Raw genomic sequence first — 23,714 nt, forward strand, 5'->3', positions numbered from 1 at the left:
AAATCCATTTTGATTTTTCAATATATTAGTTAATAGCATGCAAAACAAGAAGTGACCGTTACTTACGTTCTCCCTTTGTTGTAAACCTTGCATGTGGAAGGAGAAATCCTTGAGCGTTTCTGTGCACGCTAGATGCCCTCGTCTGTCTAAAAAGAAAGGAACGTTTTTCTGTATATATACATTAACATAAGAAAACCTACCAACAAAAGTTGATAGGTTTTGGTTGTTAAAGTTCACATTTATCTAATGGGATAACTTTTGTTTTCTTAGTAAATTTATAGCCTAACCAAAGTATTAAGAATAGAGGTAAGCCAATATACGAAACGAGTACACCGTTCCAATCAATAGATTTTCCCATAAATGCACCGTAGTTTTGACCTAGAATAACGATTAAGCATAATACAAATGCAAAGATAGGGCCAAATGGGAACCATTTTGCTTTATATGGTAAGTCATTTAAGTCTTTTCCTTGTGCAATATATGCTTTTCGGAAACGATAGTGACTAATTGCAATTCCAATCCAAGCGATGAAACCTGACATACCAGAGGCATTTAATAACCATACATAGACAACACCATCACCGAATAAAGAAGCTAAGAACGCAGCACATCCAACTAATGATGTTGCAATCAATGCATTTACTGGTACGCCGCGACTATTTAATTTTCCTAAAAATTTAGGTGCTTTACCTTGGTTTGCTAAATCCCAAAGCATACGTGCTGATGCATACATGCCGGAGTTACCAGCTGATAAAACAGCTGTTAAAATAACGGCGTTCATTACTGATGCCGCAAAGGCAATCCCGGCTTTTTCAAATACAAGTGTAAATGGACTTACTGTTATATCACTTGCTGCAAGGTTTTCGTTTGTATAAGGGATTAATAAACCGATTACGAGAATCGCAAAAATATAGAACAATAGAATTCGCCAAAAGATGCTGCGAATTGCTTTTGGGATGTTGCGTTGTGGATCTTCAGTTTCGCCAGCCGCAACTCCTAATAATTCTGTTCCTTGGAATGAGAATCCAGCTGCCATGAATACACCGATGATTGCCATGAAGCCGCCGTTAAACGGTGCATCTGCAACTGTAAAGTTTTTAAAACCAACAGGTTCTCCGCCCATAATACCGAAAATCATAAGAAACCCGACAATTAAAAAGGCAATAACAGTTACAACTTTGATAAGTGCAAACCAATATTCTGCTTCTCCAAATCCTTTAACAGATAAATAATTTAATAAGAACATAATAGCTAAACAAATGCCGCTCCAAAGCAAGGAAGGCGTATTAGGAAACCAAAACTTCATAATTAATGTAACTGCAGAGAGTTCGGCAGCAATGGTAATAGCCCAGTTATACCAGTAATTCCAACCTAGTGCGAATCCAAGTGATGGATCAACAAACCTTGTTGCATAGGTGCTAAATGATCCTGCTACAGGCATGTAGGATGCTAATTCTGCTAAGCTTGTCATTAAAAAATATACCATAATACCAATTGCAGCATAGGCGACGAGAGCGCCACCAGGACCAGCTGTGTGGACAACACCACCGCTCGCTAGAAATAAACCTGTTCCAATTGTACCACCAAGTGAAATCATTGTAAGATGGCGAGATTTCAATCCGCGTCGTAGTTCGTTAGTTGTTTGTGCAGATTGATTTGTAGTTGTAGAGGTAACGTTAGTAGTTGCGCCGTTCATGTTCAACACTCCTTTTCTTGTAAGATAGGAAGGAGCGGGGGGAATTAAAAAAACCGCCAAAGGACTTTAGCGGAGCAATTCAAAAATAACCACCCCATCATACCTTCCGTTAAGATAGCGCCCCACGTTTACACGGTAATTTTGTAAACGTGACAGTTCTGTTCCTATTCGAAAACAGCCCCAGCATATACTCCCAGAGAAGAAGTATAAACTTCGGCAGCTTTTCCTTTTATCTAGAGTTATTGACATTCTCTGTGTCTCGTCTAGATTACTAATAAAAGCCGCAACCTCTACCTCATCGGATTGATGAGGATTTTTCTATTACTATGATTTTTAATATATGGCAATTGTAATGATTTTCTGAAAATAGTGCAAGGATTTTTTTATAGAAATAAATGGTTATTTTAGAAAAGCGCTTTCAAAATTCATCCCGGTCCTAAAAGAGTATGTATTAAGTGACTCTCTGATAAAAAAGGTTATACAATAGTTTCGTATCGTGTTTCAAAAAAACCTTTAAATTAATAGAAAATTCAGAAAAAATTTTTCGACAAATCTATTTAAAATGATTATCTTAATTTTAAGAAGTATTGTGTTAAACCTAAATTATCTTTTAGTCCTCCAATTACTTTTTTCAATATGATAAGCATGAATTATCTAGTTTTCAGAAAATTTAAATTGAAAAGAACAATTGAAAAGTAATACACTAAAAGGATAAAAGTAAGGGTGGTGAGGAGATGTTACAGTTTGATCATCTTGTTCATGTCGTTCCATGCTCTCCAGCTGAGGTAATCAATCAAATGAAAATACACGGATTTCATGTAGTCCAAGGAGGAGAACATCCGAATTGGGGGACACATAATAGTTTATGTTATTTTGATTTAGCGTATATTGAGTTTTTGGCGGTGCAAAATCAAGAAATTGCAAACCAATCGGAAAATCCACTTATTCAACAAGTTGTTCAAAAGTTGCATAAAGGAGAAGGGATGCTTCAAATTGCGCTACGCACAGAACATATGGAAGTGCTTGCTGAGAGATTGATAGAACAGGGATTTCACATAAATGGTCCATTGGAAGGGAAACGGATGAGGGATGACGGCACACTCTTGAAATGGAAAATGCTGTTTATTGAACAAGAAGAAGAAGGTCCTAGATTTCCATTTTTCATTGAGTGGAGTGAATCGGATGAAAAAAGAAGGGATGATTTACAGAAAAAAGGAGTAATATCGCTTCATAACAATCAAATAATAGAAATGAAATCAGTGTTCTACGCTGTTACAAATGTAAGTGAAATAAGCAAGCGCTGGAAAGATTTACTGCAAATTGAAATGAGTCCACTGAAAATAAATAAGAACTGGAATGCAATAACTCAAAGTTTTTCTCTAGGCAAAATAACAATTCAATTTTGCGAACCTATAGGGAATGGAATCGTTCAAAATCAACTAACGAAAAACGGAGAGGTACCATTTGCGATAGAATTTGAAGGAAATGAAGAAAATATGAGAGTAAGTCATATATGGAATGGTATGTACATCTTTTAGCAGGTATTAAGGTAATGAAGATTACCTAGAGTACAGATACCTACTGTATTTCTAGGTAATTTGTTTGCTTTCTGTTTAGAGATAATAAAGTTGTTTAATCTCGGAATGCGAATGTTTACATATAGTCTCCCTTTTTAATTGTTAATTTTAGCTATTATTGATTTAACGAAGTCTGTTTTATCAGCTGCATATTTATATTTATTATTGGGATTAACCTGTGAAAGTTGAATTTTTAACTGTTCATATTCAATCCGAGCAGTCTTATTATTTTTTAAGTAATTTCTAAAACACAATTGTTCAATTAAATATTTATTACTCTTTTCATACATATGAATTTGATGCGTTCTCGGTTCTCCCTTGTTAAAGTAATATCTTTCAGGTAATACATCTTTTCTATACCTATAATTTAATTGTTCTAACTTAGCAACACATTTCACACCATTTTCAAAATTCTTTAATTCTATCGCAATATCAAGAATAGGTTTTGCGCTCAAGTGTGGAATAGAAGTACTTCCAATATGGTGTATTGCTAAAATGTATTCTCCAATTTGTTCTTCAATTAATTGTTTCTCTTTTAAAAATTCGACTTCCCATTCCTCAGTCCAAGGAACTAAAAAAACTTCACCATGGGGTAATCCTAACATTTGATTAACTCCTCCTGCATATAGCCCTTTTTTACATATGAAATATTGGAATATTCTTTCTTTCATTATAGAGCATACAAATAAAAAGATGGTGTGAAATTACAATTCATACCATCTTTTTGAATAACTATTTTATTTTAAAAAGGAAAAAGGAGATAGATTAACCTTTTATATACGAGACAAATGAATCGCCTGTTGCAGACGAGAGACTCCTTCAGTAATGTGATTTATATCTACTTTTCCATAAGATAGACGAATATAACCATCTTTTGCACCGAAAATACTGCCGGGCATAAAAGAAACTTGTTGTTTTAAACTTTGTATAATTAACTGTTTTTCATTGATAGGTTGATGTAATTTTCCCCATATATAAATTCCCCCTCTTGGTATAGAGAATGAGAGTTCTTCGTAAAGTGAGTGTTGCAGTGCATCTATTAAAACATCTCTTTTTTGTACTAACTTTGAACGTAGTTGCTGTAAATGTGTTTCAAACGGAACGGTTTCAAAAAATTGCTGCATAAGCCATTGCGGGAAAATACTTAAGCCTAATTCCATTTGATGTCGTGCATCTGATAAGCGTTCAACAACGGATTGAGGAGCAACGAGCCAACCGATTCGTAATCCTGGTGCTATCATTTTCGATAGGGAATGAACATAAATGACTGTTCCATTTGTATCAATTGATTTTAAGGTTGAACATGTTTGTTCTTTCTTTTCTAATGTTAATAAACTAGATGGATCATCTTCAACAATCGCAATACGTAAATCTGCACATAAAGATAACAGAGCTTCTCTTCTTTTTGGATGTAGAAGCGTTCCGGTTGGATTTTGGTAATTTGGATTTAAGAAAATCATTTTAATCCGATGTCTACGGTAAAGCTCTTCTACATCATCGGGATTAATCCCGTGTTCATCAACAGGTAATGGGAAAATACGAATGCCAGCCGATTGGAAAAGAGGCAACGAATAACAATGCGATGGGCTTTCAAATGCTACTGCATCACCTGGATTTAATAAACATTGCACAATAAGATGCAGTGCTTGCTGGGCACCGGAAGTAATCATAATCGATTGTTCCGTTGCATCAATTTGTAAATGCTCCTTCATATATGTAGCAACAGTTTGTCGTAATGGTAGAAAGCCCTGTGGATGATCATAACTTAATGATTGTGTTAACGGTTGTTCGTGTAAAATTGCTTGTAATTGCTGGTGCGGAAACAAATCGCATCCAAGTTCTCCATTAGCAAAATCAATGATACTTTCATTTTGCTGCACTTGCTCACGAATATAACGAAGAAGTGGTAAGTTAGGTAAAAATGTCCCGCCCTCTACAAACCCTCTCCAATTCGGTGTGAATTTTGGAGATACGCCCCACATATGTGTGCTGACACGCGTTCCTTTTCCGGTCGTACTTTCAACAATTCCCATTGCACGTAGTTCGTTATAGGCTGTCGTAATTGTACTTCGATTCACATGGAGATGCTCTGCTAGCATACGTTCTGACGGAAGAAAACTGCCAGGTGGAAGCTCACCGTACAAAATACGTCTTTCAATATAATCAACAACTTGTTGATAAATTGGAATTTTACTATCAGTATCTAATGTCCATTTCATTTGTAGCGTCTCCTTGTTTTTTCATTAAAACCATTATAGCAAATTGGCTGGGTGAAAAAACAGCCAATTGGATGGTGTTTCATTGGGCTAATTTTACTATCCTTAATAAGGGAAGGAGAGGTTTTGATGAAACAAAGGAAAATGGAAGTGCTCCTGATGTTAGTTGCTTTAGTATGGGGAGCAAACTATACGATAGGAAAATATGGAGTGGCATATATGTCATCCTTTCAATTTAATAGTATGCGTTTTTTAGTGGCATCTCCAGTTTTATTACTAATTACTTTTATTATGGAACGCTCATTACGTATCGAGAAAAAAGACTGGCTTAGACTTTTGACGGTGGGGATTGTAGGGACTACTTTATATCAAACACTGTTTATGCTTTCCGTAAAATATACATCTGCGACGAACGCTTCATTATTGATTGCAATGTCACCAATCTTTACGGGGATTTTAGCTGTCTTACATAAACAAGAACGCTTTTCTTTAAAAATCCAAGTTGGATCACTGCTGTCATTTAGCGGAGCAACACTTGTGTTATTAACAGGCCATACGAATCAGTCTGCATATGAATATGCGTGGATTGGAAATCTTATTGGATTAGCTGCATCGATTGCGTGGGGCTGGTATCCGATTCTGGCACAGCCGCTTATTACGAAATATTCAGCAATGCGCGTAACTGCCTGGTCGACTTTGGTAGGAATTGTTCCACTTGTAGTTTACTGTTTTATAAATGTCGACTCTTTAGCGTGGCCAACTGACATGTTAAGCTGGGGATCATTAGGGTACTCTATTGGTTTTGCGACAATCTTTGGACTTGCAATGTGGTATGTTGGAATTAGTAAAATTGGTTCAACAAAAGTAATGGTCTATATGTATCTTGTTCCGTTATTTGCTGTTATATTTGCGGCTATAACAATAGGTGAAGAGATAAATATGATGCAGTTATTTGGTGGATTTGTTATTTTTGCTGGTTTATATGTTGTGAAAAAAGGAACAGTGAAAAAGCCAGCATTTAATTTAAAAAAGGTAAGTTAGTATGGAAATGACTACACCGGGAGAGGTGCAGTCATTTTTTGTGTATTCAGAATGTGTATTTTAATATCTAATAATATAAACATTAATAAAAAAAGAGAGGTATGACATATGCACGTTAGGAAAATTAGACCTGAGGATTATATGACGATTCATTCTGTTATTAATGACTGGTGGGGCGGGAGAAAGATGGCAGATATGCTGCCAAAACTCTTTTTTGTTCATTTTCAAGAAACAAGTTTCATTATTGAAAAGGATGGTGAAATTGCAGGGTTTTTATGCGGCTTTTTCTCGCAAACTTTTGTGGATGAAGCATACGTTCATTTCATCGGTGTGAATCCGCAATTTAGAAGACAAGGGATTGCATCGACATTGTATTCTGCCTTTTTTGATGCAGTTCGTTCCAATGGTCGTCACGTTGTAAAAGCAATAACATCTCCAACTAACAAAAAGTCTATTCAATTTCATCGTGAGATCGGATTTGAAATTGAAAGAGGGGATGATGAAGTGGATGGAGTATCTGTACATACAAACTATGACGGAAAAGGTGGAAGTCGCGTGTTATTTGTAAAGTATATAAATGATGTAAGTAGCAAAACGATATAAAATTTTTAATAAAAATCAATATAAAATGCAATATAAGGAGGGTTGAAATTATATTTCGAAAGGAAAGATCACAAATGAACAAAGTTTTATACATTACTGCAAATCCAAAAACACCAGATCAATCATATGGACTATCAGTTGGACAAGCTTTTTTAGAGGTATATCGTAGCGAGGCTCCAAATGATGAAATTATTGAACTTGACTTATATAAAATTAATATTCCTTACATTGATGCGGATGTATTTAGTGGATGGGGAAAGCTACAACAAGGGACAGCATTTGAAAATCTTTCTGCTGAAGAACAAAGTAAGGTCGCTGCAACTAATAAATTAACAGATCAATTTGTAGAAGCGGATAAATATGTATTTGTAACACCGATGTGGAATTTTAGTTTTCCACCGCTCATGAAAGCGTATATTGATACAATTTGTATTGCAGGAAAAACATTCAAGTATACAGCAGAAGGTCCTGTTGGTTTGTTATCTGGTAAAAAGACTGTTCATATTCAAGCACGAGGTGGTATATATTCAGAAGGACCAGCAAAAGAAATGGAATTTGGAGATCGTTATCTTCGGGCCATTATGAGTTTTGTTGGAATTACAGATGTGCAATCTATTTTTGTAGAAGGTATGAATCAAATGCCGAATGAAGCAGAAAATATTAAAGAAAAAGCAATTGCACAAGCGAGAGAAATTGCAAAAAAATTCGCGGAATAATTAGAAAAAAACCCACAAATTTCTTATAATGGAATTTGTGGGTTTTTTATTTGTCAGATAGATATGGGGAGGAAATCGGGATGGATATTGTTTTTGCAGATAATGGGAAACGTTTTAATTATCGCGTAGCAGCTGTATGTATAGAGAATGGAAGAGTTCTTCTTCATCGCGGGAAGGGAGATAGCTTTTGGTGTTTACCTGGGGGAAGGGTTCAAATGCTTGAAAATAGTGAAACAGCCTTAAAAAGAGAGTTGAGAGAAGAACTAGAAGTGGCTGCAAATATAAAACGATTACTATGGGTTGTTGAGAAGTTTTTTACATATGACAACCATAAATTTCATGAAATATGTTTTTACTACGAGACAAGTTTAGAAGATTGTTCGATTCCGAAAACGGGTTCTTTCATAAGAGAGGATGGCGGACGAGAGTTTGAATTTCAATGGGTACAAATAGAGGAACTGCATCTTTTTCATACGCAACCGGCTTTTTTAAAAACAAAGCTAAAACATTTACCTGAGTGTGTAGAACATATTGTGACAACGTAAAGAAATAAGGAAATGTATGATAAAAAAGAGGATATAAAGGTATCCTCTTTTTTACGTGATGGAATGACCCATTACATATTAAAAGTAGCGGAAATCTCCTTATTTCACTTCAGCCATTGGTAAGTTTTCATGCTTAACGAAACACGCTGCAAGTAAGCCTAGACCGAGTATGGCTGCAAATAGAATAAACGTCGTAGTGAAACTGAAAGCTTTCATAAATGTAAAAGAGATAATTGGACCAAAACTTGTTCCAGCAAATAAAATGACTGTGTACATTGATATTGCAATACTACGGGCTTTACCTCCTAATTGACCAACAAGAGAAACTAAAGAAGGTACGGAGAGTGCAATGCCACTTACAAAGACTATACTCATTACTGTTAAAAAGAATATGTTTGTAAGAAAGCCCATCGAAGCTAGGGCGAAAATGGAGAGAAGTAGTGCCCACCGAAGTACAAACAGAACGCTAAAACGTTTTGCTAATTTACCTGCTAGTGGAGACAATATCATTCCTAGGACCCCGAATGAACGAATATAAAGAAGTTCGTGATTGTTCATTTGGAAAGGTAGATTAGTTAAATATTGTCCTAAGGTGGTGTACATACTAACGAAAGACATGAGTAGAACAAACGCTATTACGTAACTAAATATTAGATTTTTATTAGTAAAGACAATGCCGAGTTGCTTCATTGGCTCCCAAATATTTTTCTTTTGATTATGACTTATACTTGTTGGTAGTAACCAGAACACTATTGATGCAGTAAGAATATAAACTGCAGAAAGGGAGTAAAAAACAAATTGCCAATGAAATTGTTGGCTTACGTAAGCACTAAACACTTGACCGACGATTCCGGCAACGAGGAATCCTGTACTAATAAAACCAACAGCACCAACCTTTCTTTCGTTAGGGAATACTTCTAGTGTGTACGCTAACGCTACTGGTGAAAATGTTGCAGCAGCTAAACCTTGTAGACCTCTTAATACAACAATATATGAGAAAGAATGAACCATTCCAAGCAGTAATGAAATGACACTTAAAGAAATTAGTCCAATGCATATAATGTTTTTGCGGCCATATTTTTCAGAAATCGCACCGTAAATAAAACATCCACTAGCAAAACCTATTGAAAATATACTAGAAGTTGTAGCTGCTTGCGATAGAGAAACATGAAAATTATCACTAAACATGGTAATGAGTGGGATACTTACATATAAACTGGACATAACAACCATTCCAGTCCAGCATAATATGAGTGTCATAAGATTATAGTTGTGCTGTTTTTCAAAATCAATCGCGATCATAAAATCACCTTCACCTTTATTTTAATTATATTAACTTATAGTTAGATAACCTAATTAAATGGTCGAAAAAGAGCTACTATCGCTTTGGATAGGTAGCTGTTAATTGTTATTTATCGCTCAATTCCAAGTCGTACTTGCATATTTTCATTTAATTTTTTGATGATTTTCTCAAATACTTGGCGCTCAGTAGGATCTAATTCATCAAAAATAGAGGCACAAACGGACCAATATGTTGGCAATACTTTTTCAACAAACGTACGGCCTTCTTCGGTAATACTGACATGGATTTTTCTACGATCAAACGAGCTGGGTTTTCGTGTAACAAAGTTTCTTTTTTCCAACCAATCAATCATAGAAGTTGCAGATGCCCGCCTAATTCCTAAACGTTCAGCTATTGCTGAAGGAGTTATCACTTTGTTATCATGCAGAGTTATTAAGATTAGCAAATCAAGTTTGCTTTCTGTAATCCCGAAGTGAGCTAACTCTTGATCCATTACATCTAAGATATTATCGCTTAACCATAACATGATTAAGCCCATAGAGGCATCATTACGGTTTGTACTTGATGATGCAGAGTCATTAATAAGGTCTAAATAAGGGTGAATACCCAATTTTGGTAAGGTATCATCTGAATATGTTCCTTTTCCGTTCTTACGCATTTTCGTTATGTCTACTCCTTTAATTAGATTACCTAACTATAATCTATTCTAACTACAAGAAAGGAATTACGCAAGAGGAATTGTAGAGAAATTCATTCTTTTTTTAGGGGCTGTTATTTTAGAAGGAGAAAGATAATAAATTAGAGCATGTTTTGATTAAATCTTAATTTCTAAATTTAGACAGCAATAAGCCAAAAAAATAATGATGGTAGTTTTCACTTAATAAAATAAAGGAGAGCACATGTTGTAAATGACTAATGCATACTCTCCTTTATTTTTTACATTGCTTTCATGGAGGTCTTGAAAGCTTTTTATATTATTTTTTCTTATTAACTACCTTTTTGTAGTTATATAATGTATGCGCTTCTGTTTTGAATTGCTGAAGAAGGGTGCTATCTTCTTTCTCTCCATACCTGGCAGTACTATATGCTTTTATAATAATGTTGGACTGAATATATATGTCTTCTTCAGTGCCAAGTCTTTCCATCCACTGTTCTACTGTTTCACCACGTTGCCGATTTAAGGGCGGTTTTAATTTTTTTTCAAGTTTAAAAATTTCTTTGCGAATTGCATTATTTGGTGGTCGTAACTTTCGGTTTCGTTTTTGTATATTTTCTTGTTCTGGACCAACAACGATAGGTTCATAGGAAGACATACGCCCAAATAGGATTTCATGACGCTTTTTATATAGTTTCCGAATCACATATATCGCAATAACTACAATAATCAAGATGGTAATACATTGGATAATGAAAGGATCATATTCATTTCCTGGAAGCGGTGGAGGCGTCAAATTACCTTGCGTCAAATTACTATTTAAAGAAACGTCTGTCTGCTTCCGTTCAGCTGCTAGAAATAGTGGTTTTAATATATATCCCAATCCTAAAGCAATCCATTGAAGGGCATAAGTAATACCAGTTCGTACGTAAGAGAGTAAAGGGATGAATAATAAAACAATAATCCCAATAGCTGTAATTGAGAATAAACGCAACATTTGTTGGTTCCGATTGAAACTTGTAATCCATAATGTTAGGAATGTATGCAAAATAAGTAATCCTATTTCCCATATGTTTGGAAGTTGCATATGGAGAAGAATCGAACAAAAGGACCATAGAAATGCTCCTAATAATTTATGAAATGGTGAAACATTATCTTTTGCATACACAAGAAAAAAGAAAAACGGTAATAATACGGAACTTATTGAAGAAAATAACGCCAATGAATAGCAAACAATGATTTGTAGAATGAATAGTGCTACGAACCATGTTTTTTTCTTTTGTCCAATCTTTAAAATAGGCAGTAAACAAATATGACTAACTAGCAGAAATAAAATAATGAGTACAATTTCTCCTTTTTCAGTTAATAAAGAGAGAAGGAGAAGAAGAATAAAATCATTAACGTACCGTAGCCATGTATTCAAGCTGTTCCACCACTCCTTCATCGTGAACAATATATGTTGGCTGCATTGTATGAGGGATATTATGTTTAAGGATGCCAAGGAAAAACATCGTAGACGACCTCACTCTTTTTCGCATCATATAATGCAGAAAACTTTCTTTCGGCAGTAATGTGCTATCTTCTGAAATACGTGCAAGTTCTTCCAATGCCTTTGCATAATGCATAGGACCTTCATTTAGCGTCAAGTGCAGCGGCCCATCTTCTGCTAAAATGCTAATAAATAATTCAAAGGGAATTTTCTTTTTTGTTGCAATTTGACAAATGTATGTCGCATAGGAAATCAAGTCTTCTATATTTTCTTTCCATCCAATTCCTCGTTCTGATGCAAGGGATATGCAGATGGTCCAGCTATAATTTTTTACAGCTTCATATTGCTTTGCTTGTAAGCTTTGCATTTTCGCTGATGCTTTCCAATGGATGGAACGAAATGACTCCCTTTCATACTGTTTTACCCCGACAATTGACGTTTCATCATGAAAAAAAGAAAAATTTGTTCTGTAAGTGCCTAGTAATAGTTGCTGTATTTCTTGTAACCCAGCAACTTGCTTCGGGTTAGGATAGACAATAATTTCTGTTTTTAATTTATGCATAACGGGTAAATGAGCTTGAATGATGTTAAAGGGATCACCAATGATGCATTCAAACTGTTCAATTTGGAAAACGCCTCGTCTTGTCGCTGTGAACGATAAATCCCATATATTCTGTGAGCGAGCACGTTGTGAAAATGGGAAAGAAAAGAGCGTTTTTGATATTTGATCTAGACCATCGCTTGGCTGCATAACGAGCGACGGATTAATATGAAAAAAACATTTCCCATTCACTAGCGGTAATTTTGCTTCATTTTGTAACGCAACGGATAGTTGTCCGTTTTCTTCAGGAAACAATCTTGTTGTTTGTTTTTTATTCATAATTTGAAAGTGGTCTTCTATGTAAGTGACATACCGATAAATAAAAAAAGAAAATATATAATAAAACAGCATCAGATATACGATATATGACTGCGGTAAAAAAAATGTGAACAACAGTGCAATCGGGATCGTTAATTTAATGATATGAGTTTGAAATAATAATGGGATGGAGACGAGACGTTGACCATTCATGCTTGCTCAATCTCCACCGGTACATCCACCTCTTTTAAAATTGCTTCTATAATCTCTTGTTTTGTTGTACGAAGAGCACCTTCCATAGATAAAATAATACGATGCTTCCAAATGTAAGGAAGTAGGATTTGTACGTCTTTTGGTGTGCAAAATTCGCGATTACGTAAAAAGGCAAGAGCTTGAATTGCCCTCACTAAAGCGAGTGTTCCACGCGGACTAATTCCATTTGCGATGAAATCATGATTACGAGTTGCATTTGCAAGTTTGATAATGTAGCTTTCTATAGGTTCTGAAACATGAACATCCTTTACTTTATTTTGTACGTGGATTATATCTTCTAGTGAGATAATTGGATGAAGTTCATCTAACGGTTTGTTCGTTCGAAAACGTCGCATCATTTGAAGTTCTTCTTCTGAAGTAGGATAGCCAATCGAAACAGTCATTAAAAAGCGATCAAGCTGGGCATCTGGAAGAGGAAATGTTCCTTGAGATTCAATTGGATTTTGCGTTGCGATTACGAAAAACGGTTTCGGAAGAGGGGTGGAGTGCTTTTCAAGTGTTACTTGTCTTTCTTCCATTGCTTCTAATAAACTCGATTGTGTACGTGGCATCGCGCGGTTAATTTCATCTGCTAATAATAAATTTGTCAAAACAGGACCAATACGCAGTTCAAATTCACTTGTTTTCGGATTAAAGTATTCAATACCCGTTACATCACTCGGTAATACATCTGGTGTGAATTGTACACGCGAAAATTGCCCGCCAATACTTTTCGCAATTGTTTTTGCCAGCAATGTTTTTCCTGTTCCAGGTACATCCTCTAATAAGACGTGTCCATCTGCTAATAAAGAAACGAGAAGGAGATCGATTACATTTTCTTTTCCAACAAAAACAGAAGAGATATTCTCTTTTAATTTATGTATCATTTGTTTCTTCCTTTCTAGTACAATCTTTTTGAATATTTTAACAAAATTTTCTAAAAAATAAAACTATTTTTCGTTATACAACAATGTAGACCATCTCTTAATGAAGAGATATAAAAATGAGAAGCCCTAGGATAAAGGGCTTCTTGTAATTTGTTTTTGTAGTATGGAACAAAGTTGTTTTCTTACATTTTTATCATAAATATCTCGAAATTGTACCCATTCATCGTTGTAGTAAATCGCGATGTGAGAGCTGAAGAAATAAGGGTGCTCTTTTACTTCCTTGACATTTTCGTAAATGTATTCTTCATATCGCATAGGATTATAGTTGTCTTTTTCTTTATATATAAACAGCAGCCTATTATTTGTTATTACTATTACTCCCGGTACGGAAGGCCCATTATGTAGAAATAAAGATAGAGAACATTGTGTGTGATAAAGGATCATTTCATCTTTGTGAAGTAGGTTTTTTACTGTATCTTGTAATGTTGACATTGTATTCAGTCCTTTCTGTATATTATGATTATATCATGTGCATTTGTACGATTTAGAAAAAAGTAATGAATAATAGGGGGATTTTTATGGTTGAAAAACGCGATTATATTCGTTTCATCCGAGAGAAAGTGGGGTCTGAACGGATTTTTCTTAATTTTGCAGGTGGACTTATTTGTAACGAGGAAGGCGAAGTACTTTTGCAAAAACGAGGAGATAGGAATGCGTGGGGGTTTCCTGGCGGCGCAATGGAACTTGGTGAATCTGCCGAAGAGACAGCCATTCGTGAAGTATATGAAGAAACAGGGTTAAAGGTAACGGTTGAACACTTAATTGGGGTGTATACAAAATATTTCGATGAATATCCAAATGGAGATCAAGCGCAGACGATCGGATTCTTTTTTCAATGCAAGCCAGTAGGTGGGTCTTTAAAAGCAGATGGCAAAGAAACATTAGAGCTTAAGTATTTTCCGGTTGACGAATTCCCGCTACTCTTTGTGAAACAGCATGAAGATGCTTGGAAAGATTGGCTTTCGAATAAGAAGGGGTGTTTTAGATAAAGTGAAACTACCTTCAGTATAGAGTCTTACTACCTGTTAATGTCAGATAAATGTAGTAGAGGTGAGACACTTTTAATGAAAAAAATCTTTAAAAATCAGCATCGAAGGTTAGAAAGTAGGTCACCTTTTTGGATGCAATCTGCTAAAAATCGAGATGTGGTTCTTAAAGCTATTGCGAAACTAGAACAAAAGGAAAAAGCCTTCAAATAAGTGAAGGCTCTCTTTTAGATGATAAGTTAATATGTCCATCATTTAAAAACTAAAATAATTGATTTTGTGCGGGTTTAATAAATTGCTCTGGATTTTCAATTAATCCACACGCAGCGCATTGTACACGATATGTAGGACCTTGGTAGGCCATATGAAATGCACTTATATTATCATTTGTATATTCTTCTTCAATTTGGCCAGTCTGTGGATTTAATTTTACTGGTTTTACTGATTGTTCAATAATGTTGAATCGTGTGCGGTTTGTTTTACAATTTGGACAAAGCATTGGTTCCATTTTAACACACCTCCATCGTTAGCATTTGTAACTATGAAGGTATTTATTCACGAGAAAATTTTAGAAAGGATTTTTGCGTATTTTGTCAAATAGAGTAAGGATGTGAAGGAGGAAGAAATGTGAAACTTCAAATGAAATATATCATTTTATATGCGAAGCAATATGAGGACTGTATTCGTTTTTATCGTGATATATTACAGCTACCGATTAAAGGGGAGCACGGTACATATATTGAATTTGATACAGGCTCTACCATTTTGGCAATCAATAGGAGAGATGATGTTCGAGAGTTAACTGGATTACCAATTCCGAAGACGTTATCGGAATCATCTACATTTGAAATTGGATTTGTGGTCGACGATGTTACGGAAACAATACATAACTTCAAAAAACATGGGGTAAAGGTGTTAGTGGAGCCTATTACAAAACCATGGGGGCAAACCGTTTCCTACATTTGTGATCCAGATGGAAATTATATTGAAATTTGCAGTTCATTAGACTGAGGGGGAAAGGGCATGGAGAAGTTTCCTAGTTTAGAAACAGATCGTCTGCATTTAAGAGAATTAACGTTAGTCGATGCAGATGCAATGTTTCATTATTTTGCAAAAGAGCCTGTTATTCGTTATTTTGGAATGGATTCGTTTCAAAATGTTGAAGAAGTAAAAAATGTTATTAAAAACTTTAGGAGCAGATATGAAGAAGGATCTGCATTTCGCTGGGGAATTGTCTTGAAAGGAACAGATCAACTCATTGGAACGTGCGGCTTTCATTTAATTAATAATAAACATAAACGAGCTGAAGTTGGTTATGAATTAGATGAAACGTATTGGGGAAAAGGATATGCAATAGAAGCGCTGCAAGCTATTTTGAAATATGCATTTGAAACACTTTACTATTTACGCATTTCAGCACTTGTGTATCCGAAAAATACATCATCCCGCAAATTATTACAAAAGGCAGGTTTTAAAGAAGAAGGGTTACTTCGAAAATATATGATTCAAAATGAAGTAGCGCACGATGCGATTATGTATTCGCTGCTACAGGAGGAGTGGGTAACATCACTTCAAGGTACGATGAACACGTAAAAATAAAAAAAGATAACCTGAAACCTGAACTGTAGCCTATAAAATGGACGGTTTAACAAAAAATTATAAATAAAAACAAAAAAGCATTAGATATGAGATTATCCTCTTTAGGCAGACAGTGTAAAAAGACCATACACACATGGATGTTACACTATTACTTGGAGGGGATTATTCTAACGCTTTTCCAAATATTTGAAACCAAGAATTCAAAAACCGCTTACAAAATGAAGAACTCGTTACCGGTATTACCTATCTACGATTTCAGGGTGGATTCTGGTACCTTTATGTTGCGCAAGATATTTATAATACCGAAATTATTTCTTGGAAAATCCCTAAACACAATGATAATAAGCTTGTATTAGATACACTTTGATTAATACTAACAGGGGAGCACTCCGTATCCATTAAGTTAAAGAATTAGTGTCCCAAAAACGAAATTTCTATGCCTTTTATAGCAACGAAGTTCATTTTTATCGTTTTGGGGGTAACCCGTTTTATTAGGTTGATAGCGATGGGATACCGCAAGCACTTCGGACCCCCCACGCTAAGAGCATGCAGGATCTTATACAGTTTTTCGGCTAATCCAGTAACAAACAAGAACCCTAAAACTGCTCCAAGACAGGAATGTATAAAAAGATGCATAGAATGATAGAAAAAGAAACAGGCGAATCCCTTGTGAGAGTGAGAGTTCGTCTTTTTCCTTGCTACCAATAATGAGACGTTATGTTAACCAAACATGAATGCAGTATACATATTATATTTTATCTATCTTTTGTAAATAAAATTGTCATATAATAGAAATAACATTATGAATTATACAGGAGATACAAATGAAAAAATTTTTAATTAGTTATACTACAAGTCTGCTTACTTTTATTATCGGATGGATCTTGATCCTGTTTATTTTTGATCCCAGTCATTTTAAATGGACCGATTTATTTGGATTTATTATAATTGTCATCATTTATGGTAGTATACCAGCTCTCGTAGCTTGCCTGATTGGAGAAGTATTATACAGAAAAATAAAGCGATGTAGAGAATTTCAATTTGGAATTCCTGTATTTATAGGACTAGCAGTTATCTATACATTTTTTACTAGGTCATTTTCTTTTTATAGTTTTATTGATTTTGTTAGTTCTGTTACACCTATTATTATAGGTTCCTTAACTTTTTATTTAGTACGTAGAAAAATATAATTAACTTCCTATATCAAGAATTATGTGGACACGAAAGTCCTCCAGCAATCTGGAGGACTTTTAATAGTCTTTTAAATATATTGAATCCCCATAATGTTATGTTACGTTATGTTAACTTTACATGCATGTTTATTAATCACCTGATTAGAGATATGTGATCTAAACTTAGCTTATTCAAGGTACTAAGTTTTTTAATAAAAATAGTCATTTATTGTTATGATTAAATTTATAATATTTTTTAGGGAGGAACTCAACTTGAAGAAAACATTAATTGTTGGAGCATTATGCTTATCGATCGCTGCTTTAACTGCATGTAGTAATGGCGGTGAAGGGGCATCCACTGAAGCGAACAAAAATGAGATTATTATACATATACCTAAAGAAAAATCTAGAAACATAGAACGATTTGAAACATTTTCTCAAAATGTAAAAGATAAGAAAAATGACGAAATACAAATTAAAAATTATTTAACTGACGAGGAAGCAAAAGTACCAACTTTACAAACTGTAACTTATAAAGATGAAAAATTCACTTTTACTTACAAGTACAAAAACGACTATAGAAAGGATATATGTAATAAGCTTGTTACTCCTCAAGAAACACATGGTATAGCATATATGCTAAGAGATTGTGAACAGTCAGAAGATGGTATTATACTTCATAATACAGCGAAGGACGGTGAAGGAGTACACTCCATAAAAGATAAATCTATTGAATTTATTAAAGTTGAAGGGGATAAAACCTACATATACGTAAAACAATTTGATGTTGGAGCATTCGTGAACGCTATCACCCATATCGGGCATACACATTCAAATATATCCAGTACACACAAGCCAAATTTCAAAGTAAATGTTCACTTTTTAAGTGGAAAAACTCAAACATACTATTTGTGGATTGACAAAGAGAAATCACAAGGAATAATTATGGATTCAGAACAAACGAACCAAGGATATGAAATCGATAAAATATTTGTAGATGACATCATAAAAGCGTTAAATTAAAACGACATATTTTAATGCGCCTTGTTAAGATGCACTTTTAAGATGATTACATTAACTCTATTACTATGTTAAAAATCGACTGCCATCACAGGCGGTTTTCTTATACTCTCCTATACTTCCGCTAACGATAATTATGTGAATACAAAAGCTCTCCAAATCGCTTAATTGGAGGGCTTTTGGTAATCTCCTAAATACATTGACTCCCCATAATAGGATGTTATGTTAACCGAACATGTATAAAATATACAGCCAATTTCTAAAAGAAATAGCTTCCTTCGAATGGTACAATTAGGAAAAAGGGAGAAATATTATGCTTTCTGTATTGATTACAATAGGGGATAGCACCACATGCCCATCAAGCTATGCTTTTAAGACACCCCCATAACGAGAATTTTACCTTTTTACAGTTATTTATGAGAATTCGGCTCATTTTTTTCGTTTTGGGGAACAATCAATTTCTTAAGTTGATGGCGATGTATGGTGACCCCATGCCCATCAACTTAAGAAGGAAAATAAAATGAACTTTCGTTCATATGAACAAAAAAAACTTAAAATATTTTATGCCCTTAAAAAGGAGTATACCAAATAAACCTAGATAGGTATTATTTTTAAAAATTATGCTGCTTTCTTTTGTTTTCCAAGTCCACTATACTCATAGACAACACCCATAATATCAAAGACTGTCTTTTTCTCATATCTATGAGATTTCCGTCCATTCTTCTCTAGGAGGTGGAATAGGCGGATTAGAATCTTTATCATTTCTATGGTGCTTTGTCTTATAGCTTGATACAACAGGTGTAAATGATCTTGAATTATTCCAATCGCTTTATATTCACTTAATTCTCTTTTCTTCTTTTTCAAAAGAAGTTGACGCATTTTAAACATAGTAGAGGAGCACAGGAAGATAGCGATTAGCTTTCCATATAATTGGCACTCTAATCGTTCCTGTTTTACATGACGATAATGGTCTATTTTGAAAAGTGATTTCCACGTTTTAAAGATAATCTCTATTTGCCAACGTAAAGTATATAATTCATGTACCTGTTCCATCGGAACCCATTCCCAAGGTATATTCGTCACATACACGTTTAATCCAGCTACCAATTTACTTTTCTCTGAGTACGTTCTATTTTTAGATTTTTCTTTTTCCGCAATCTTCGCTCGTCGTTTTTGGAGTTGCTCTTCTGTTAATCGATTAAAAATAACACGTGCAAATAGTTGTTGTTTATCACCAATATAAGCATGTTTTAATTCAAATGTTTCTCCAGGCTGTAGTTGTTTCAAAATCTGTTTCACATCGATTTGTATGTATTCCGATTGTTTCTTAATGGCACCATTTTTAAAGTGTTCTGGAGCTGGATTTTTCACATATACATTCGTATTTAATTTTAAACGAGAAATATAGTATGTACCTCGTTGATCCATTTGATCTAAGTCTTCCAATGAAAAATAACCCAAATCACGAATACATAAATCTCCTGGGCGTAAAGTATTTAAACACTCCGTGCCAAATGTTTTGTCGTTATTTTTTCCTGGCTCAACTTGAAAGTTAAGAAATTCTCCACTGTGCAGATCATATTCTAATTGAATTTTGATTCCGGCTTTTTGAGCACAGCCTCCAGAGCCTGGATATACATTCTCTAAAGCATTTGGCACCTGAAATACGGTAGCATCTAGGATACGAATTCGCCCAAAATAAGAGAAGAGACGATTAGAAAATTGCGTTTGTTCACATACTTTTTGTTGTAACAGTAAAGAAAAAATATGTTGTAAAAACAAAACTGCTTTAGCATTTAAACGTTTATTTAAGCCCTCAGGGCTGAGTAAAGTACCAGTAGCTGCATGAAGCCTGCTACATAATCGGACTAAGGGATCACTTGCCACCCGTTGACTGATCCAAATACAAATGGTAGCTAAGTCTGAACCAGAAAACTTACGTTTTCGTTTGATAAATCCGATTTCCCTTGCAAGTTCTTCTAAGAATACAGGTGTAACATATCGTTGTAATTCTTCTGCAAATGGTAGTAGTTCATCTTGAATCGAGAGATTCATAAGAAAACGTCACCCTTTCTAATTTAGCTTTTTTAGAAAGGATAACGTTTTTTTGTATTTGAGGGTATTAAAATCTCTTGAATTGATGGGCATGTATGATGACCCTTAAGAGGATAGCGCATTTCTTTGCTATATAGTATAAAGCATGCATATAATTCGATGTTAGAGTGAGATTTATTTAGACACTATTTATTTAAATTAAGTTAATGGATAGAAACATTGAGCCCCTAGAAAAATCGAGGTATAGCTCCTTTATATCATTTATTGTTGATTATGCACTTGTCTTAATGATGGAATATCTGTATTAAAGAACTCCAAGTAGTCGTGTAAATGGTAATCTGCTACATCACTTTGTCCTTGATACATGCAGGTTACAATTCCTAATTCTTTTGCAGGTAACAAATCTAATTCCCTGTCTCCAATAGCTAGGTCAATTCTGTGTTTCTGATGCAGATGAATATATGATTCTGGATTAGGTTTGCGAGGAAAACCATCATCAATTGTAACCATATCTACAAAGTATTTGTCCCAGCCATAGTATTTTAAAATTTCTAAAACGCCATCTCTATGCTTATGTGTCATGATTACATTCTTATCTGCGAACTTTAAGATCTCTTCCACACCATGAAATGGTTTCATATCTTTTGGAGTCAATTTTTTCTTTAATCTTTTCTTTCTGATCGCTAGAGATATTATAGTAGTCCACGACATGGGAATATGAAATTTTCAATTTTTCATAAATTTCCTGTTTGTCTACCGCTTCTCCTAACACTAAAGAGAGCATTTTCGTATAAGCAGGATATGTATCAAATAAGGTTCCGTCAAAATCCCATAGAATATTCAATTAAATCACCTTTCTTGTAGTTATCTTGATATAATTTCGACAAAAAAACGTAAACTCCTTTTCCTAACATATTACTATGTTCCAATTAAGGGAAAGAATGTATAGGCACGCTAAAATAAGGAATTTGCACAGTTTACTCAAAATCTTCGTTTTGGGGTAATCTCAAATTTTTGAATTGATGGGCATGGGGTGACTTGTTTTCTTAAGTTGATGGGTATGTATGGTGACCCCGTGACCCTCAACTTAAGAGATTTTAATACCCCCAAATACAAAAAAACGCTATTCTTTTTGTAAAAATATACAGAAAGGATGGCGTTTTTGTATGTCTATTTCTGTCTCTGATGAATTACAACCAGTTGCTCAAGAAATTCAAAACTTCTTATCTCCAAATATTTTACGAAATATTTAGGGATAGAAGATCGGGATATTTTCATTGATAAAGAATGGAAGTCCGGTTCAATTACAGCAGTAGGAGCTATGAAAAAGTATGGCATCAAACGTTCTTCATTTTATAAACTTGCTAAACAATATGAGGAAAAAATAAAAGAATAGTTTGTCTTATTAATGTTTTCTTAAAAAGAACTTGTAGTGATTGCTACAAGTTCTTTTTGTTAAACTCCGTTTTGTTTGTTAAGAGATATACCACACTTTTTATTCTTTACACGTTTGGATAGATTGTTGGTTGAGAAATGATTTGAATTTTTTTCACATGAATCTCCAAAATGACAAATACCTGTAACATAAAAATGCTATAACAATTTTTAAATAGTAGTTTTTTATGATAAATACAGAGGTGACGTATGAAAGATAGTTTAGAATACACTCAGAAAAATGGACTAATAGTAAAGCCAATCCATTCTTTGAAACAATCAAAAAGAGGGATGTCCCGATGGAAGTTTAAGCGAGCATGTATCATTTTCCTTATAATCTTCATTTTCCCAATCGCTATTTATTTATATGCGTTTCAGTTTGAACCGAAATCATTGTCCATTACATGGACTGATATCGAAAGCCCTAATATTCCCAAAGGATTTCAAGGTGTAAAGATTGTACAGTTTTCAGACACACATTTCGGACCTAATTTTTCTCATGAGCAGCAAAAAAAGCTAGTCGATCAAATAAATGAACTGAAACCCGATATTGTAGTTTTTACAGGTGATTTAATTGATAAATTTGCAGAGTATGGTTCTAAAAGAAAAGAAACACAAACGATTTTGTCACAAATTCATGCTCCTCTTGGAAAATATGCGGTATTTGGCAATCATGACCGCGGGGGAGGCGGAGGGTATTTGTACAAACAGTATATGGAGGAAGCGGGTTTTACTGTTTTGGCCAATGAAACGACAAAAATCAAGGCAAACAATGGTGACTATATTACGATTTCTGGTCTTGATGACTTTTTACTTGGCAAACCAAAGGTGCAACCTACCCTTCAGCATTTACAAGAAAAAGATTTTAACATACTGCTAGTGCATGAACCGGATACGGTAGATGAGGTTCTTGCATATCCAGTTGATCTTCAACTATCTGGTCACAGTCATGGAGGACAAGTGCAACTTCCATTTATTGGTCCTATCATCACTACTAAATTAGCAGATCAATATGTAGAAGGATTGTATTCATTACAAGGGAAAACGAGACCGTTACAACTGTATGTAAATTGTGGTATTGGAACGACAAGAATGCCCTTGCGCTTTTTGAGTAAACCAGAACTCTCTGTCCTTTCATTAAGAAATTCATAACGTTAAGTTAAAATGAAAGATTTGTTAGATATGATGAAGTCAATCTTGCTATATTTAAAATTTGGTTGTAGTTAGGGGGATCCTGCTGACAAAAATGAATTACCCTAAAAGAATAAAAATAAGTCTTATTGTTTTAAAAGACACCAAATTTTCATTTAGAAGGTGACATAAGATCTTAAATTGCTGGCGATGTGACAGGGTTTCTATTAAAAATGACACAGAATATGTATTCTGCTTCACTTTTTAATTATAATCGATAGAAAGAGAAATCAATATCGGAGAGTTCACGATGAAAAAAGGTGATAGAGAGTGCTATGGATTTTAAAATTATCTTTTGGAAAAAGGTAAAAAGAAAACGATTTATATGACTCATTTAGAAAAATGGAGGGTGTGTAGC

22 protein-coding genes, 2 pseudogenes and 1 riboswitch are annotated in these 23,714 nt (G+C 34.5%); of the genes and pseudogenes, 12 read left to right on the top strand and 12 right to left on the bottom strand.

All coding sequences use genetic code 11. The features are described from left to right. Positions 1–226: 226 nt before the first annotated feature. Positions 227–1,696: an amino acid permease gene (locus PLX19_RS05920; RefSeq protein WP_272187582.1), complete on the bottom strand. Its 1,470-nt coding sequence runs from the start codon at positions 1,694–1,696 to the stop codon at positions 227–229. A 107-nt stretch (positions 1,697–1,803) separates the two neighbouring features. Further along, positions 1,804–1,997, bottom strand: a riboswitch (Lysine riboswitch). Positions 1,998–2,430: 433 nt separating this feature from the next. On the opposite strand from PLX19_RS05920, the gene PLX19_RS05925 reads away from it, so the two are divergent. Continuing rightward, complete coding sequence (locus PLX19_RS05925) at positions 2,431–3,234, top strand: VOC family protein (RefSeq protein ID WP_272187583.1); 804 nt, start codon at positions 2,431–2,433, stop codon at positions 3,232–3,234. Positions 3,235–3,368: 134 nt separating this feature from the next. Here the strand turns inward: PLX19_RS05925 and PLX19_RS05930 are convergent, their stop codons facing one another. Then, entirely contained in the window at positions 3,369–3,878 is a 510-nt protein-coding gene (locus PLX19_RS05930) for a GrpB family protein (RefSeq protein WP_272187921.1), read from the bottom strand. 168 nt (positions 3,879–4,046) lie between these two features. Continuing rightward, a complete protein-coding gene (gene pdxR, locus PLX19_RS05935; RefSeq protein ID WP_272187584.1) occupies positions 4,047–5,492 on the bottom strand; it encodes a MocR-like pyridoxine biosynthesis transcription factor PdxR in 1,446 nt (481 codons plus the stop codon). Positions 5,493–5,618: 126 nt separating this feature from the next. Here pdxR and PLX19_RS05940 point away from each other — a divergent pair, with 126 nt between their 5' ends. The 4 genes from PLX19_RS05940 (at position 5,619) to PLX19_RS05955 (ending at position 8,394) form a co-directional block, all read left to right on the top strand. After that, positions 5,619–6,530 (top strand): DMT family transporter, encoded by a 912-nt coding sequence (locus PLX19_RS05940; RefSeq protein WP_272187585.1) that lies wholly within the window; start codon positions 5,619–5,621, stop codon positions 6,528–6,530. 108 nt (positions 6,531–6,638) lie between these two features. After that, complete coding sequence (locus tag PLX19_RS05945) at positions 6,639–7,133, top strand: GNAT family N-acetyltransferase (protein WP_272187586.1); 495 nt, start codon at positions 6,639–6,641, stop codon at positions 7,131–7,133. Positions 7,134–7,207: 74 nt separating this feature from the next. After that, on the top strand, positions 7,208–7,849 hold the full coding sequence (locus tag PLX19_RS05950) for an FMN-dependent NADH-azoreductase (protein WP_272187587.1): 642 nt from the start codon (positions 7,208–7,210) through the stop codon (positions 7,847–7,849). An 80-nt stretch (positions 7,850–7,929) separates the two neighbouring features. Beyond that, positions 7,930–8,394 carry an NUDIX hydrolase gene (locus tag PLX19_RS05955; RefSeq protein ID WP_272187589.1) on the top strand — a complete coding sequence of 155 codons (465 nt, stop codon included), beginning with the start codon at positions 7,930–7,932 and terminating at the stop codon, positions 8,392–8,394. A gap of 99 nt (positions 8,395–8,493) precedes the next feature. Here the strand turns inward: PLX19_RS05955 and PLX19_RS05960 are convergent, their stop codons facing one another. From PLX19_RS05960 to PLX19_RS26135, 6 genes are all read right to left on the bottom strand, one after another. Beyond that, positions 8,494–9,696: an MFS transporter gene (locus PLX19_RS05960; RefSeq protein WP_272187590.1), complete on the bottom strand. Its 1,203-nt coding sequence runs from the start codon at positions 9,694–9,696 to the stop codon at positions 8,494–8,496. A gap of 110 nt (positions 9,697–9,806) precedes the next feature. Next, on the bottom strand, positions 9,807–10,355 hold the full coding sequence (locus PLX19_RS05965) for a MarR family winged helix-turn-helix transcriptional regulator (RefSeq protein ID WP_272187591.1): 549 nt from the start codon (positions 10,353–10,355) through the stop codon (positions 9,807–9,809). 316 nt (positions 10,356–10,671) lie between these two features. Then, positions 10,672–11,775 (bottom strand): DUF4018 domain-containing protein, encoded by a 1,104-nt coding sequence (locus PLX19_RS05970; RefSeq protein ID WP_272187592.1) that lies wholly within the window; start codon positions 11,773–11,775, stop codon positions 10,672–10,674. After that, the gene (locus PLX19_RS05975) at positions 11,750–12,913 is read right to left on the bottom strand and encodes a DUF58 domain-containing protein (RefSeq protein WP_272187593.1); all 1,164 of its coding nucleotides are present in this window, start codon (positions 12,911–12,913) and stop codon (positions 11,750–11,752) included. The genes PLX19_RS05970 and PLX19_RS05975 overlap by 26 nt, the downstream gene beginning before the upstream one ends. Continuing rightward, the gene (locus PLX19_RS05980) at positions 12,910–13,839 is read right to left on the bottom strand and encodes an AAA family ATPase (RefSeq protein ID WP_272187594.1); all 930 of its coding nucleotides are present in this window, start codon (positions 13,837–13,839) and stop codon (positions 12,910–12,912) included. Before PLX19_RS05980 ends, PLX19_RS05975 begins: the two co-directional genes overlap by 4 nt. A gap of 126 nt (positions 13,840–13,965) precedes the next feature. After that, the gene (locus PLX19_RS26135; protein WP_442869029.1) at positions 13,966–14,331 is read right to left on the bottom strand and encodes a PH domain-containing protein; all 366 of its coding nucleotides are present in this window, start codon (positions 14,329–14,331) and stop codon (positions 13,966–13,968) included. Between the two features lie 86 nt (positions 14,332–14,417). Here PLX19_RS26135 and PLX19_RS05985 point away from each other — a divergent pair, with 86 nt between their 5' ends. Then, complete coding sequence (locus tag PLX19_RS05985) at positions 14,418–14,888, top strand: NUDIX hydrolase (RefSeq protein WP_272187595.1); 471 nt, start codon at positions 14,418–14,420, stop codon at positions 14,886–14,888. Positions 14,889–15,147: 259 nt separating this feature from the next. On the opposite strand, the gene PLX19_RS05990 is transcribed toward PLX19_RS05985, so the two are convergent. Next, positions 15,148–15,393, bottom strand: a complete 246-nt coding sequence (locus PLX19_RS05990; protein WP_272187596.1) for a DNA alkylation repair protein — start codon at positions 15,391–15,393, stop codon at positions 15,148–15,150. Between the two features lie 119 nt (positions 15,394–15,512). On the opposite strand from PLX19_RS05990, the gene PLX19_RS05995 reads away from it, so the two are divergent. From PLX19_RS05995 to PLX19_RS06010, 4 genes are all read left to right on the top strand, one after another. After that, the gene (locus tag PLX19_RS05995; protein ID WP_272187597.1) at positions 15,513–15,896 is read left to right on the top strand and encodes a VOC family protein; all 384 of its coding nucleotides are present in this window, start codon (positions 15,513–15,515) and stop codon (positions 15,894–15,896) included. 12 nt (positions 15,897–15,908) lie between these two features. After that, positions 15,909–16,478 carry a GNAT family N-acetyltransferase gene (locus PLX19_RS06000; protein WP_272187598.1) on the top strand — a complete coding sequence of 190 codons (570 nt, stop codon included), beginning with the start codon at positions 15,909–15,911 and terminating at the stop codon, positions 16,476–16,478. A gap of 830 nt (positions 16,479–17,308) precedes the next feature. Beyond that, positions 17,309–17,674: a hypothetical protein gene (locus tag PLX19_RS06005; RefSeq protein ID WP_272187599.1), complete on the top strand. Its 366-nt coding sequence runs from the start codon at positions 17,309–17,311 to the stop codon at positions 17,672–17,674. 255 nt (positions 17,675–17,929) lie between these two features. Further along, on the top strand, positions 17,930–18,679 hold the full coding sequence (locus PLX19_RS06010; RefSeq protein ID WP_272187600.1) for a DUF4362 domain-containing protein: 750 nt from the start codon (positions 17,930–17,932) through the stop codon (positions 18,677–18,679). Positions 18,680–19,294: 615 nt separating this feature from the next. On the opposite strand, the gene PLX19_RS06015 is transcribed toward PLX19_RS06010, so the two are convergent. Together PLX19_RS06015 and PLX19_RS06020 are read right to left on the bottom strand one after the other, a co-directional pair. Then, positions 19,295–20,731: an IS4 family transposase gene (locus tag PLX19_RS06015; protein ID WP_272187602.1), complete on the bottom strand. Its 1,437-nt coding sequence runs from the start codon at positions 20,729–20,731 to the stop codon at positions 19,295–19,297. A 261-nt stretch (positions 20,732–20,992) separates the two neighbouring features. Beyond that, a pseudogene (locus tag PLX19_RS06020) lies at positions 20,993–21,575 on the bottom strand (HAD-IA family hydrolase). A 435-nt stretch (positions 21,576–22,010) separates the two neighbouring features. Here PLX19_RS06020 and PLX19_RS06025 point away from each other — a divergent pair. Both PLX19_RS06025 and PLX19_RS06030 read left to right on the top strand, forming a co-directional pair. Next, positions 22,011–22,127 (top strand): annotated as a pseudogene (locus PLX19_RS06025) (recombinase family protein); the annotation flags it as partial. A 248-nt stretch (positions 22,128–22,375) separates the two neighbouring features. Continuing rightward, the gene (locus PLX19_RS06030; protein ID WP_429755138.1) at positions 22,376–23,317 is read left to right on the top strand and encodes a metallophosphoesterase; all 942 of its coding nucleotides are present in this window, start codon (positions 22,376–22,378) and stop codon (positions 23,315–23,317) included. Positions 23,318–23,714 lie beyond the last annotated feature (397 nt).

This window comes from Bacillus sp. BP-3 (genome assembly GCF_028401955.1).
Taxonomy (GTDB): Bacteria; Bacillota; Bacilli; order Bacillales; family Bacillaceae_G; genus Bacillus_A.